This is a genomic window from Paenibacillus sp. B-A-8 (assembly GCF_048572915.1).
Lineage (GTDB): Bacteria > Bacillota > Bacilli > Paenibacillales > Paenibacillaceae > Paenibacillus_AQ.
In genome coordinates, this window is the sequence record NZ_CP183882.1 from 389,057 (window position 1) to 403,343 (window position 14,287).

The window sequence follows — 14,287 nt, forward strand, 5'->3', positions numbered from 1 at the left end:
GGGAATCCCATGTCCACGCAGTTGATCCAATTAAAAAAAGAAGATGAACAAAAGGTAGTCGAGGAAGCGGCACAATTAATTGAAAAGGTATCCCAAACGGATACTGTTACACTAGATTCCTTGATGGATGATATCGGTAAGCTTGGAGTTAAGACGCAGGAAAAAGCAGGACAAACCTTGAAGCTGCTGGATCGTCCAGTGAATGACCTGATGTCAGGCAAACGTGTTGAAGTGCCTAACATGATTATGAAACTGCGGAACGAATGTGAGAATCTGCAGCAGAGTAAGAATGTGAGCTTCTTCGGCAAGATGCTGCGTAAGAGTCCGATGAAGAACTATGTGTACAAATATCAGTCGGTCCGCACGAACATTGATGCCATTGTTACAGGGCTTCGCGACGGTAGAGATACCCTCGAAGAGAGCATTGTGAATATGCGTCAGCTAAAACGTACCTCCATGGAAGAAATATATAACCTACAGACCAAAATTGCCTTCGGCAATAAGCTGAAAGAGCTGTTCGAGGTGGAGATCGCGAAGCCAGAGAATGAGTTCCGTAAAGCGTATCTTGAGCGTGGTCTGCGTAAAGTGATGGTTCGTATTCAGTCGATGACAGAGATGATTCTGCTGTACAATCAAGCGATTGCTGCTACAGATATCATCAACGACAATAATGATAAGTTGATTGATTCTGTGAATAACGCCATTGATAAGACCTCTAATTTAATTACAGTATCGGCAATGATTGCGATGTCGTTAGCGGATCAGGAGAACGTCATCAACGCTGTTGAAGCGACGAATAAGACGATTGAAGATCAATTTAAAGAAAATGCACGTCTACTGCGTACCACTACGGAGAAAACAACCGAGTTGCTATCTAAGCCTTCTATGTCCATGGAAGCTGTGAACCAAGCGATCGGCGATTTGCTTAGCGCTTTAGACACTTCAGAACAGTCTAACCGTCGTATTATTGAAAGCTGCCAGGATTATACGTCTAAAATGACGGCAATCAATACTCAACTAGGCAATCGTTTAGGATTGAATGAGGCGGACAAGCCGCAGGCGCTGAAGCAAGGAGAGGCTGAGAGTCAACTTAGCAGCTTCTTGAACTAATTGTTTCTGAAATTCGCATGAATACACAGTATAGGATGTAAAGCCTGTTGAATTTTTCAGCAGGCTTTTTTCTTTGTTCTTTTTTCAACATTAGTTATAATATATTCCAATTTACTAAAATTTTCTCATGAGATATTATGGTAAAGATCTGATGGATTTATTGATGCTCAGGTGCACCTAAGATGAAAGGATCGGCTTTATCATGCGCTGTTTCAAGAGAAACGGGCATACCTATTGGGAGGGGTAAATGGATGGGCAGAAAGTTTAGGGGAATATTAGCTGGTGCACTGGGCGTAAGTATGCTTTTTAGTTCTTTAGGGGTAGTAACAGCACAAAATAGCAAGGATTACGAAGGCCATTGGGCTCAAAAAGCTATTGATAGCTGGTTAGACAGCGGCAAGTTGAAGGGTTTTGAAGATGGCTCTGTAAAGCCAAATCAAACCATAACAAGAGCTGAGTTTATGACATTGGTCAACCGTGCGTTTAATTATACGAAGCTAGCTAAGATTAGTTACGATGATGTGCCTTCTACTAACTGGGCATATAATGAGATAGCGAGAGCAGTTGAAGCCGGATATATCCAAGGATTTAACAACGAGATGCGTCCGAATGCTCCAATTAACCGCCAGGAAGCAGCAGTCATTATTAGCAGACTGTTGAAACTGGAAGGGGGGAGTGTTGATGAGCTGAAGGTGTTTAGCGATGCTGGACAAATTGCTGCATGGAGCAAAGAAAGCGTTGCTTCAGCAGTTAAAGCCGGTGTTCTGAAAGGATACCCTAATGGGACTTTTGCGCCTGGACAGGCATTAACCCGTGCAGAGTCCTTGACACTGATTGATTCCGCTGAGGCTCTTACACATATAGTGTTGCCGACAGCTTCTCCAGTTACAACTTCTTTGCCTAGTGTTGCGCCAACGGCAACGGCAACTGCAGCATCCGCTGGCGGAGGCAGTGGTGGCGGAGGAGGTGGTGGTGCTGGTGGTGCTGGTGGTGCTGGTGGTGCTGGTGGTGGTCAATCTGAGGCAACTTCTACTCCAACCGCTACACCCACACCCACTGCTTCACCAACGTCAACCCCTGAACCTACAATGCCTATAAAAGAATTGCCCGCCTTAGATATTCATATTACATCTACTCCAAATGAGTCAGTCACAAATTCCGTTTATCTGAAAGTTGACTTTAGTAAAGTTTTTGACACAATAGTGAATCAAAATGATCAGATCACTTACTATATTACATCCGAGCCGATTAATGACAGGGATCTCCGCTGGGGCCTTACTAATCTTAACTCATATATAACTATGTCCGGTTATACAGCTCGACTTATGCCCGAAATCACGGTGTCTTCTAGTTATATAGATGGAGGTGGAGATGGAGAAAAGTATGTATCGGTTGTTGTTAGAAACCATAAAGAAGAAATTACAGGATACTACACCCAAAAGATGAACTTGAAGTTCTCGCAAACGGAGCAAGCCAGTGACATGGTGAAGTTAGAAAGTGGAGTAACCATTACACAAGAAAAATTTATCTATGACGGTTGGATAAATCCAGGGGAATACTATTCTGATATTATTGATGTTACAAATGCTTTTGCACAGTTAAATGGTAATGCGGTTTCTTATACGATTTATCCTAAGTATTACAAGGATTTGGATCAGAACCCTCAACTTAATGATAGTATTTCTGCCTCGCGTACTTTATACAAAAGCAATCGAATTAGAGTGGTCGAAACTACTTATTCTTCCGGCGGGGCAACATCACCAGGGTATATTCCTATTGTTTACGAGTCCTATTATAACTATAAAACCTACAATGAAGCAGAATATATGATTGTGTTCTATGACACCAATTTGAAGGCTATCGCTTATTACGAAGGAAAAGTTCAATTAAGTGACGAATTGGCAGTTGAAGCCGCCGAGAAGAGGATTGACGATATTCCGATCAGTCTAGGGTTGAAGGAAGAGGATACTATAAATAGGGCCACTAGAGCCTATGAGGCACTTAATGAATCACTCCGTGGGGGGATTAGTGAACGGCGTAAAGTGAAACTTATGAATGCTCAAGAAACTCTTGAAAAACTTAAGAAATCAGGGCCGTTACAGAACCTCGCGCTTGTCTCTTCCTATATTGGTATTAGAGAATTTCACCTCAACGGTACGTTAGTTAATGCGTATACTATAGACTTCCCGGATACTTTAAGAAGAGAGATTGGAAGCTTTTCTTACTATATTACTAAAAATCCGATCACTGGGAACGATTTAGAGGCTCCTAGTATTTACGGTAAATATGCTTTTTCGGAGATTAATAAAATACTACTGCCTATTCGGGATAAGATAGGTGATTATAACGTAACGATAGTTTATTACGATAAGGCAGATAAGCCACTGCGCTATACGACAAAGCAGATGAACTTTTCAGCCCTTTCTCCAGCATGGGACAATTCTGCGGTTCAAGTGTTGGATGGAGTGACTATGGAACGTCATTATGGCAACGGCGGACGTGTAGACTTTATTGATGTCCAAAACTACGTACGCGCACACCGGGAGGCTGTATATTTCACAGTCACATCAAGATCGATGCTGGAAAAAGAACAAGCTTTTACGGCCAAAAATGTGGTCAAGAATTTGAATCAGGTCTATCAAGGAATGGCCGTTTTCAATTCTTCTGATCCGGCTTTAAATGGACAGACAGAAGAATATATCGTTATTTTTTATGATAAAGATTATAAGGCAATAAGCTATTACACAGGGGTCCTGAAAGACTAATAAGGGAACAAGAACTCACAGCAATCATAAAGCCCTATCCTCATACATAAGTTGTCACAAGACTACATGTGTAGAAAGTGGGGATAGGCATATGATCTTAGGGTGTTTGATACTCGTGCTTATCATCGTAGCCAGCAGCGAAAAAGCAGAAGCGATAGCCAAATTGAATGACGACAGTTAGCGGGAATTAACATCAATTCCTCTAAGAAATTCGGGGGTTTTCAACCACAACTTGGTTCAAGTAATTTCCAGCGGGTTATTGGGTATAATAACTCAAGGCTGTACGATTAGCCCTTAACTAGCTGGAAATACCAAAATCCCTAAGGAGGTCACATGGAGAACGAGGCGCTGCTTCAGGTTGAACAATTGGCACTCAAGAAACAGAAAATCTTTCGGCAAAGTATAATGCGTTATATTGCCAGAGCCATGCTGGCCAGTATGTTTATCGGGTTTGGTGTAATTGTAGCCTTCAAGACAGGCAACTATTTCTATATGGAGCATTCCCCATTTGCGTATCCGATGGCTGCAATTACTTTTGGAGCAGCGATTATCCTTATCTCATACGGTGGAGGGGACTTATTTACCGGAGATACCTTTTATTACACGTATACAGCTTTGAGACGTAAAATGAAATGGTCCGAGGTTGTACGCATGTGGGTTATGAGTTATATCGGTAATATCCTTGGTGCTGCTGTATTTGCATTATTGATTTTTTTAACAGGACTGTTTTACAGTTCTGATGTAAATGGATTTTTGCTATATGTGGTTGAGCATAAAATGGGGGCTCCGGCAGGTCAGCTTTTTTTCCGTGCTATCCTCTGTAACTGGCTCGTGTGTATGGCTTTTTTCATACCGATGAATATTAAAGGCGATGGGGCTAGGATGTTCGCAATGGTCTTATTCGTATTCTGTTTTTTCATCTCAGGTTATGAGCATAGTATTGCTAATATGTGTACCTTTGCGATTGCATTGGTCCTTGACCATCCCGGAACGGTTTCGTGGGGCGGTGTGGTACATAATCTTGTGCCTGTTACAATCGGCAATCTAATTGGTGGTGGAGTTCTGATGGGGGTTATGTATTATTATGTGAACAAACCTTTTCTGGACGATACAAAGCACTAAGAAGATCGGTTAACGCGTAACTTCGCTCTCTAAAAGGGCGGAGTTTTTTTTGTGCTGCAAGAAATTTATTCGCCATTGGGATTTTTTGATTTTTTAGGGTTCAAAAGGATTAGAGGGAAAGAAGTAGAATACATATTAGTATTACAAAATTGAAGATTCATACAGAATGGGGTAAGGCTTTGGAAAAGACAACAGGGATACTGACGGATGAGACTATTATTAAGGCTTCCAATCAGCATTGCATTGATCAAGGAATAGACCCTGAGCAGCCTCCTATTTTTCCAAAATGTTATGCTGCAGATGAATTGGGGTCACAACTCCATGTATATAGTGAAGTGATTGAAGTTATCGATTTTTTTGTGAATAAGTTTCTTTCTTCAGTAAAAGGCAATCCGATCCTTGTTACGATATCGGATGATGCAGGTTATCTATTGGCGTTCAAAGGGGATCCGACGATTATTGATCTCGTAGGGCAGGTTGGTATCAAAGAAGGTGTGCAGCTAAACAAAGAAGTGGGTACGAATTCGATTGCTTTGTGTCTCGAATATCAGCGGCCTTTTCAGTTGAAGGGGCATGACCATTATCATCAAATTCTTCATCGTTTAGTATGCTGTACGGCTCCTTTTTATAAAGAGGATGGGCGTGAAATTTTGGGGACGATATCATTTATGGCGGATATAGATGTGGCTCATCCCCACCTATTGCCTTTGCTCTGTACTATGGCTGACTCCATCGAACGCGAAATTTTGCTGCGTAGAGGAAATGCTGAGCTTCAGCTTTTAAACCGAATCCTATTGGATACTAATTACTTAGGCGTTATTATAACGGATGAACTCGGAACGATCGTCAATATAAATGAGAACTGCTTAAATATGCTTCATTTGGATGGTGAACATCAAGAATCTGTTATCGGTGCCAGTGTTTTTGAAATTCGGAATGTGGGCTCTTATTTTCAGCATGTCATTCTTCAGCAAGAGGCATGTGCTGGGCTGGAAGTGATTCAGGAAAGTAACGGTTTGTTTGAGCATTATATGCTGGATGTGCTTCCAGTTTACGACTCGAATACATGCTTGGCTCGTGTAATTGGGAGTCTTCGTAATATCACAGAGATGAAAAAAACGGAAGAAGTGCTGCGCAATACAGAGAAGCTAGTGGTCGCTGGACAACTGGCCATGAGTATTGCACATGAGATTCGAAATCCGCTGACCACAGTTAAAGGAATGCTTCAACTGGCCAATAAAGATTCGCAACTGCTCCATTATGATCTTATTATGTCAGAAGTGGAAAGAATGAACCTCATTGTGAGTGAGTTCCTTATACTGGGTAGACCGCAGGCTGCGCATTATAGGATAGAACAATGTAGTGCGATTCTGGAGGAGGTGCTTAGCATCTTTGCAATTCAAGTGGAGATGAATAATATATCGTTAAACACGCAATTCCATAATGATGCCACAATCGTGTGTGATCGCAATCAGATCAAGCAAATCTTCCTAAACATCTTAAGAAACTCAATGGAAGCCTTGCCTTTTGGTGGAAGCATTACAGTAGCCCTAGATGTGGAGAATGGATACCAGACGATTACCTTCACAGACAACGGAGAGGGTATGAACCAGGAAGTGTTGGATAAATTAGGTCAGCCTTTCCACACGACCAGAGGTGACGGTAATGGACTTGGAATTATGATTGTTAAAAAAATAGTTTCTGCACATAGAGGCCGCGTGGTTATAGCTAGTGAAGAGGGTGTAGGTACAACTGTTACGATTTATCTGCCAATAAAATAAAGTGCTTATCTTGGCTATAACTCCGTCGTACAAGCCTTAATTCATAATAAAAGACTCTTCCGCCCAAGCAGGCTGGAAGAGTCTTTTATTATGGAGATGGACTACCACTTGGATCCGCCTGATGAATTTCGGCCGGACTTTCCTCCGCCGCCACCCCAAGAAGAGCCGCCGGAGGATTTGCCACCACCGCCGCCTCCGCCCCAGGAAGAACCACCGGAGGAACGTCCTCCACCAAATCCGCCCGAGGAAGGAGGACCAGAGGACATCCGTTTGCGGGCCTGTGCACGACGTTGCTGTTCTCTCATCATAGCTAATTGGGCTAGCCGTTCTTCCTCTTCCTTCTGGCGAACGAGTCGATTCGCTTCATTTACAAAGGAAGTGATCTGCGAATCATAAGAACGGCTTAGGGACTCCAGTTCCTCAAGATTGTAAGGCCGGGACGTCAGGCGATGCTCCAGTGCACTGAATTCTGGCAATAAGGATAGCTCGAAGCGAATTCTAGAGGATAACCCTCTGCTATGCAGCATTCGCTGGGTGGTTTCTACCCGGCTTTGCCCTTCAGAGAACAGGCGAGTGACCTTATCCAGTCTTTCATGGAGTGCATTTAGACTCTCCGAGACGCCATCGAACTGTCTTGCAGCCTCATCCAGTAAGGATAGCAACTGCTCAAGCGCATTGTGGGCCTTGTCATATTCCCCGCGTTCATCGCTGGTCCAATTCTCGATCTGTGCCACTTCACTTGCACCTTCCCGAAGGCGAGTGCTCCACTCAGTCAGAATGTTCTCCACAGTTGCTACATGTTGTTCTTCAAAATATATTCGTGCTTCTGTAATCCGGCTTTGCAGTCCGTCTCGCCGCTGCTTTAATTGGCTCCATTCGGTGCGGAATGTCTCTAAATCTCTGCGGTTATTCTGCCGAAGAAGTGCTTGTTGTTCTGTCATAGCAACAGCCTCATCCAGGAGAAGATCAAGATTGGCGCCAATCCTGCGCACCTCATCCATATCTCCTGCGCGTAGCGGTGCTTCAAGAGTCAGCGACTCTACTCGGGCCTGCTCCAGACGGTCATAAGGTTTTATCTTCATGTTATGGAGTGAATTCTGTTCGATGATGCTTGTGATTTTCGCACGGGATGCAGCTAATACCGTAGGGAAATGGTTTAGCTTATCATCATAGAGATCAACATCCTTCAGGTCTTGTTCAATTTTTTCTTGGCGCTCTTGCGCATCCTCGGTAATTTCTTGTGCGGCGATAGGGTCAAAAAGCTCTAATTGATCTGCCTTTGAGGTCTCCTCGGCAAGCTCCTTAAGCTCTTCAACAATTTCTTGAAGTGCATAACCAGTTTCTTTAACCGCATCTTGCAGCTGCTCTTCAAGCTCTGGCGTATCCTCTTTAAGCTCTGTGATGCGTTGTTTAACGTTGCGATCTGCTTCACTGATAACTGCAATGTTCTTCTCTTCCTCCTCAAGCGCTGTGCGGAAGGATGCCTCTGTCTGCTGCAATTGTTCCACGGCAGCTTTAAGGGCATTCAGACGATAGAAGGGTGGCTGTGTACCTTGCCCATCACTTTGCAGCGAAGAGATTTCAACGAGCTTTGCAGACAGTCGTTTTGAAATGCCTTCTACCAGCACCTCGGTTTTGCCCTGAACGATCCCCTGAAATGGCTTTAAAGATTCCAATGCTCGATTCGCTTGTACAAGCAAATTGGATAGCTGTTCCTGTTGCTCGCTTAGCTGTTTACGTCGACGTAGACCTGTGATCACTATAAAGAGCACAAGTAGGATTAGTACGGTTCCGATTACAATGGCAGCAATCTTGAACATGGAGCTACTGGAGCGGCTTTCGGAACTGACTGAGGTTCCTGGATTGCTGGAGGTGCCGTTCTCTAAACCGCCGTTCGTACTGCCAATTGCACTGCCGCTTCCTGCGTTTCCTCCAGCATTTCCGGTGCTATCTCCGATGGAATGGACCGCTTTAATTAAGGCCTTTGTCCCTCCGGCGAAGTCTCCTTCTCTGGCATAAGGTATGAAATAAGTATCAAGTAACGCTGTAATGGCAGCACTTCCTGAGCTCCCCCCCTGATTCTGGGACCAGGCATTTAACGAGTTTTGAAAGCCTGGGTTGTTAAAATTCAGTTCAATGGACTGATCGCCAGCGGAGATTAGCAAGAGAATATCGCGTGTGGACAGTCCCCATGAGGCATAAGTTTCATCAGCGTACTTATCGGCTGGAGTGCCGTTTAAGGAATCTACGGTGAGTACATGCATAGTAACGAGATCCCCAGTGGCGGCAGCAGAAATGGATTTCGCTTCTGCGGAGCTAAACATTCCAGCGCTATCAGTAACTAATCCCTGCTGAGTAGGAATTACGGCGGCATATGCACCGGGTACCCATAACACGCTGATTAATAAGAATAAAGCTATATACTTTTTCAAGCTGACACGCTCCAATCTGAAGGACTTTGTATTCAATATATTATGCTAATAATTATACTATATCATTAACCATCAGGGACCTGGGGATCTTCCTATTCTTACATGTCCGCGAGTTATACCAGCAAAAAAAGCCGCATTCCCTAAAAGGAATGCGGCGAATATTCAGAAGGGCTATCTTGTCGGCAGACAGAGGATGTATTGCAATCTGGATTTAATTTCTTTTTGCCATTTTAAATCTCCAACTTTAACGGCAAGATTGAGCAGATCCAGATAATCGTCAACCTGTAGTGTTGTTCGGGTAGAGGTAACGTTCATGGGTGATCAGTCTCCTTTTTAACTTAAATATAGTAAAGTGAAATCAATAACTTCTTTAATAATGATAATCATTATCAACTTGTTTCATTATTGCTATTATCCACATTTTCCATCTAAAAAGCAATATAAAAATGTAGCATCCGTAATTTTATATAATTTACAAAGGGAAGGGTCATCGATAGGATTTGCGTATATTGTGTGACATGGACGTGAATAGCAGGGATATTGCCATATTTTGTCGAATATTATTTAGGTTATTACTGTAAAATCAGTAAAAAGGGGGATGAGCGATGAAGCAGGGTAAACTGTTGCTTCTGATTAGCATTCTATTTATGCTCTTACCTCCTACTGCCATTCACGCCGAAAGAAAGGAGATAGAATATCAAGTAGAGTTGGGATATCCACCTTATAAATATGAGAAAGATGGGTACATGACCGGTTTTGATATTGAATTGAGTAGTTTGATCTTTGAGAAGCAGGATTACGACGTCCACTATAGTACAGGGAAGTTGGAGAATGTGTATAGTCGGCTGGTTCAGGGAGATATCGAGACTGCGGGTCTAATGGCAATTACAGAAAAACGAAAGCAAGAGGTGCTATTTTCAGACACTGTATTCAAAAGCTATATTTCCATCTACGCAAGGCGAGGGCTTGAGGGTGAGATTAATTTAAAAACACTAGAACGATATAAGATAGGTCTAGGAAACGGGCAGTATTCGGAGACGGTACTAAACGGGAAATTAGGGATTAATGATTACGTAGAATATGCAACGGTCCCTGAGGCTTTAAAGGCTCTTGAAAAAGGAGAGATCGACCTTCTATTTGAGAATCAAGGGGTTGTCGATTATCTGCTCGATGAACAGGGGGAGACGAAGGATATTATAAAGGAATTGAGCGATCTCTACCCCAGGGATGTAGCATTTGCAGTCAGTAAATCCACACCGGAGTTGGTTTCTTATATTAACGAGAGATTGAACGAATTGCAGCATTCGGGTGCTTATGAAGAATTGTACCAGAACTATTTCTACGTTCATTCTGATTATTATAAAGGTATGATCCACAAGAGAATAGCTAACGGAATAATCGTTCTATTCTGTCTGCTTATTCTTAGTTTAATCCTGCTTAAATTGTATATAAATCGTTTACGGCGTGCTGTTTATTCGGAGCATCAATTTTTTGAGGATGTTATAGAGCATAGCGGCATGGTGGTCTGGGCGATACAGGCAGATAAAACAGTAGTCCGGTTTAACAAGTTCGCTGAGCGGATGACAGGTTTAAGAGAGAAAGAGGTACTGGGCGTAAATCTTGATGATATTGATGGTCTGAAGGGGAGTGCTGCTATTTTCCGGAAGCTGCTGGAACGGGCAATACGGCTCGAATATGTTAGCAACGTAGAAATTAAACTTCCAGATCAATCACCTGAAGCGCGCTATTTCTCATTCCGGACAACTTTATTAAAAGGGCTAGATAAGCAGGCGGGCGATATCTTTGTACTTGTTGGTGTGGATATCGATGAACGTAAACAGAATGAGCTAAATCTGCAGCTAAGTTATGAGGAACTAGAAGCTACTTATGAAGAGTTGTCAGCGACAGAGGTCGATCTGCAGGAACAGTTTAATAAGCTCCAAATCAGTGAACGACGTTTCCGGCTTACCTCAGAAGGTTCTGGTGCATATATGTGGGAGTTTGATTTGGAGGCGAGACGTTTTAATTTATCAGATCGATGGTATGAACTCATGGGCTACACGAAGGATGAAATCAACTCATTTGAAGATGGAGCGTTAAGTATTGTTCATCCCGATGACCTTGCTTCAACCCTTAAGATTAAACGAGATCACTTGAAAGGTATTACATCTATTTTCGAAACGGAATTTCGGATGCTTACCAAAGATAATCAAATTGTGTGGTTTGAAGTCAGAGGCAAGGCTACCCTTAATCCAAGGGATAAAGTTCTGTTATTCATGGGCTCCTTGATTGATATCAGCGAGCGGAAGCAGGCTGAGCTTAAACTAAGCAACAGCTACCAAGAACTTGAGGCGACCTATGAGCAGCTTGCGACCACTCAACAGGAGCTTCAAGTGCAATATAATATGCTTCTAGACAATCAGAAATATATACATCGTCTGGCTTATGTGGATGAGCTTAGCAATTTGCCTAACCGTTTATGCCTTCTGGAGTCGATGGAGAAATACCTGCAGCGTCCGGGCGGAAAATTTGCACTATTATTTCTAGATTCAGATAATTTTAAATACATCAACGATACATTGGGTCATAAATCCGGGGATGTACTCATTCAGAAGGCTAGTAAGAGATTGCAGTCATTGATGCAGGAAGGAGATATGCTCTCACGGCTAGGTGGAGATGAATTTGTTATTTTTATTAAGGATACAGAAGACCGTGAGGATGTATTGAACCTAGCAGAGCGTATTATGAGATCGTTCAGACAGTCCTTTGTGATAGGGGAGAGTAATCTATACGTTTCGCTAAGCGTCGGAATTTCTTTTTATCCAGAGGATGGGGAGACGGCCGAACAAATTCTGAGCAATGCAGATGTGGCGATGTATCGTGCCAAAGAGGATGGTAAGGGAACTTATGTAGTCTATGACAAATCGATGCATACAGCGTTTAATGAACGAATGAATATAGAGAAGCATTTGCGCAGTGCTATGTACAATAATGAGTTTGAAGTGTACTATCAGCCACAGCTGGATATTCAGTCCGGATTCATTTCAGGCTTTGAAGCCCTAATTCGTTGGAATAGTCCAACGCTTGGCTCTGTATCTCCGCTTTCATTTATAAAAATTGCTGAGGATTCCAGACTGATCATCGATATTGGTGAATGGGTGCTTCGGGAATCCTGCGTCTTTATGAAAGGCATTCAAGATCGTACAGGTGTTCCTTATAAAATATCGGTTAACATTTCGATAATTCAGCTATTCCAGAACGATTTTATCGAGATGGTACAGGATAGTCTGGCTGTAAGTGGTTTGAAGCCAAGCTGTCTTGAGTTGGAAATTACGGAGTCTATTTTCATGAAATCATTTAATGAGAGTATCTTGGGTAATCTGCGGTTCCTAAAATCTAAGGGCATCAGTATCGCCTTGGATGATTTTGGAACGGGGTATTCGTCCCTTAGTTATTTGCAGCAATTGCCGATTTCAACACTCAAGATGGATAAAACCTTTATTGATTCGCTCTCAGAAGAAGAAGCTAACAGCAAGTCTTTTGTGCAGTTGATTATACAGCTGGGGCATAATATGGGACTACAGGTCGTAGCGGAGGGGGTAGAAGAGGTTAGCCAGATGGATTTCCTCAAGTTGATAGGCTGCGACAAAGTTCAAGGCTACCTGATTAGCAGACCTGTACCAAAGCAGGCAGTGATAGAGCTTTTGGAAACACAGAGGCACTATGGAATATAGCTGTTAGATTCACACTTATAGATGAACACAAACAAGCCCATGAAAATATCAGTGGGCTTATTTGTTCAAATATATACATTTCTCGCATAAACGCTTACCGTCCATTAGGGACGTCGAAGGCGTTTTTGCTTGTGTTCAGTCTTTAGCTGATTACGATTTTATTCTTCCCTGTGTTCTTAGCCTCGTAAAGTGCATCATCTGCCTTCTGAAACGTAGAATTCTTGGAATCAGTACCTGTGAAATCATGCATACCGATACTGACGGTTACGCTTTTTCCGTCCATTTCCGCAAAAGGGTTATCAGAGATGGTTGTTAGAATATGCTGCATAATCTCATGAGAATGATCAATGGTTTTAGCAGTCAGAATGACGACAAATTCTTCTCCGCCGTAGCGGGCGGCGAAATCATCGGGACCGACATGCTCGAGTAGGATCGCGGCGACCTTTTGCAATACGATATCTCCAACGGAGTGTCCATAGGTGTCATTTACTTTTTTGAAATTGTCGATATCCATAACAGCTAGCTGCATGGGAAATGGATTACTCTGCTGATGATCGATCAGCCATCCCAAGTATTCGTGAAACGTTTTATGATTATAAAGATCAGTTAGAGGATCAATCTTAGATAGTCGGTCCATGATTATATTCTGAATGCGTAAATCCTGTTCTGACTTTACCGAGTTCTCCAGGGATCGCATCAAATCACGCCCGCGACCGATGACTGCGAAGCCTGCTAGAGCAGTACCTGCAAAAATAAGTGCAATAATGATAGTTTGTGTGATCGGTATGTACCCTTGACTCGAGGTCTTGATAAATAAAACGATCGTGTACAGTAGACATATGGCAGAAGTGGCTATCATATAGCTTTTCTTCATATAGATCATGGATATATGCAGTGGCATTAGCATAATTAATGAAATCATATATAGTTCATTGCTGAGATTGATGATAATCAGAAGTGCAAATATATGGCTCGCCACTGTAATCGTTAGCTCAGACCATAGGGGGCTCCATCTATAGACACATTCCAGAATAATGATCAAAGTCACTATGATGGAGTTAGGAATCACCGACTGTATTATAAAATTGCCCATGGTTAGGGTGGTGTCCGGGTGTTTGCCCCATAAGCATAGAGAAACCAAAAAATGAATACATAGATCCACAATCAGGATGATCCAGAATGCATTGAGAAGCACGCGATTCCAATGGGTCTGACGAGGAGTTTGAGATGTAGCATGCATAATATGTTCCTCTTTTCCAGTGGCAATATGCTTATATATTCGACAATAGTAACGGATTCCCTCTCGGCGAATGAATGAAGTGCTCTTGGGATAATTGTTCGAA

At 42.7% G+C, this 14,287-nt stretch carries 8 protein-coding genes; 5 read left to right on the forward strand and 3 right to left on the reverse strand.

Annotated features, from left to right (window positions below; translation table 11 throughout):
* The first annotated feature begins 9 nt into the window (after positions 1-9).
* The 4 genes from ACN6MV_RS01790 to ACN6MV_RS01805 all read left to right on the forward strand — a co-directional run bounded on the left by ACN6MV_RS01790 (position 10) and on the right by ACN6MV_RS01805 (position 6,778).
* Entirely contained in the window at positions 10-1,110 is a 1,101-nt protein-coding gene (locus ACN6MV_RS01790) for a toxic anion resistance protein (protein ID WP_042123546.1), read from the forward strand.
* Between the two features lie 251 nt (positions 1,111-1,361).
* A complete protein-coding gene (locus ACN6MV_RS01795; RefSeq protein WP_419885575.1) occupies positions 1,362-3,875 on the forward strand; it encodes an S-layer homology domain-containing protein in 2,514 nt (837 codons plus the stop codon).
* Between the two features lie 333 nt (positions 3,876-4,208).
* Entirely contained in the window at positions 4,209-4,997 is a 789-nt protein-coding gene (locus ACN6MV_RS01800) for a formate/nitrite transporter family protein (RefSeq protein WP_341110158.1), read from the forward strand.
* A 179-nt stretch (positions 4,998-5,176) separates the two neighbouring features.
* Positions 5,177-6,778: an ATP-binding protein gene (locus tag ACN6MV_RS01805; RefSeq protein WP_419885576.1), complete on the forward strand. Its 1,602-nt coding sequence runs from the start codon at positions 5,177-5,179 to the stop codon at positions 6,776-6,778.
* 101 nt (positions 6,779-6,879) lie between these two features.
* Here the strand turns inward: ACN6MV_RS01805 and ACN6MV_RS01810 are convergent, their stop codons facing one another.
* On the reverse strand, positions 6,880-9,210 hold the full coding sequence (locus tag ACN6MV_RS01810; protein ID WP_419885577.1) for a septation ring formation regulator EzrA: 2,331 nt from the start codon (positions 9,208-9,210) through the stop codon (positions 6,880-6,882).
* A 171-nt stretch (positions 9,211-9,381) separates the two neighbouring features.
* On the reverse strand, positions 9,382-9,525 hold the full coding sequence (locus tag ACN6MV_RS01815) for a hypothetical protein (RefSeq protein ID WP_167348483.1): 144 nt from the start codon (positions 9,523-9,525) through the stop codon (positions 9,382-9,384).
* Between the two features lie 290 nt (positions 9,526-9,815).
* Between ACN6MV_RS01815 and ACN6MV_RS01820 the strand changes: the two genes are divergently transcribed.
* The gene (locus tag ACN6MV_RS01820) at positions 9,816-12,944 is read left to right on the forward strand and encodes an EAL domain-containing protein (RefSeq protein WP_419885578.1); all 3,129 of its coding nucleotides are present in this window, start codon (positions 9,816-9,818) and stop codon (positions 12,942-12,944) included.
* A gap of 142 nt (positions 12,945-13,086) precedes the next feature.
* On the opposite strand, the gene ACN6MV_RS01825 is transcribed toward ACN6MV_RS01820, so the two are convergent.
* Positions 13,087-14,184 carry a GGDEF domain-containing protein gene (locus ACN6MV_RS01825; RefSeq protein ID WP_419885579.1) on the reverse strand — a complete coding sequence of 366 codons (1,098 nt, stop codon included), beginning with the start codon at positions 14,182-14,184 and terminating at the stop codon, positions 13,087-13,089.
* Positions 14,185-14,287: the final 103 nt, after the last annotated feature.

What these genes read in the sequence shown, in the direction of transcription:
- ACN6MV_RS01790 (WP_042123546.1), top strand. Translation starts at nt 10, where the DNA reads ATGTCCACGCAGTTGATCCAATTAAAAAAAGAAGATGAACAAAAGGTA.
- ACN6MV_RS01795 (WP_419885575.1), top strand. Translation starts at nt 1,362, where the DNA reads ATGGGCAGAAAGTTTAGGGGAATATTAGCTGGTGCACTGGGCGTAAGT.
- ACN6MV_RS01800 (WP_341110158.1), top strand. Translation starts at nt 4,209, where the DNA reads ATGGAGAACGAGGCGCTGCTTCAGGTTGAACAATTGGCACTCAAGAAA.
- ACN6MV_RS01815 (WP_167348483.1), bottom strand. Translation starts at nt 9,525, where the DNA reads ATGAACGTTACCTCTACCCGAACAACACTACAGGTTGACGATTATCTG.
- ACN6MV_RS01820 (WP_419885578.1), top strand. Translation starts at nt 9,816, where the DNA reads ATGAAGCAGGGTAAACTGTTGCTTCTGATTAGCATTCTATTTATGCTC.
- ACN6MV_RS01825 (WP_419885579.1), bottom strand. Translation starts at nt 14,184, where the DNA reads ATGCATGCTACATCTCAAACTCCTCGTCAGACCCATTGGAATCGCGTG.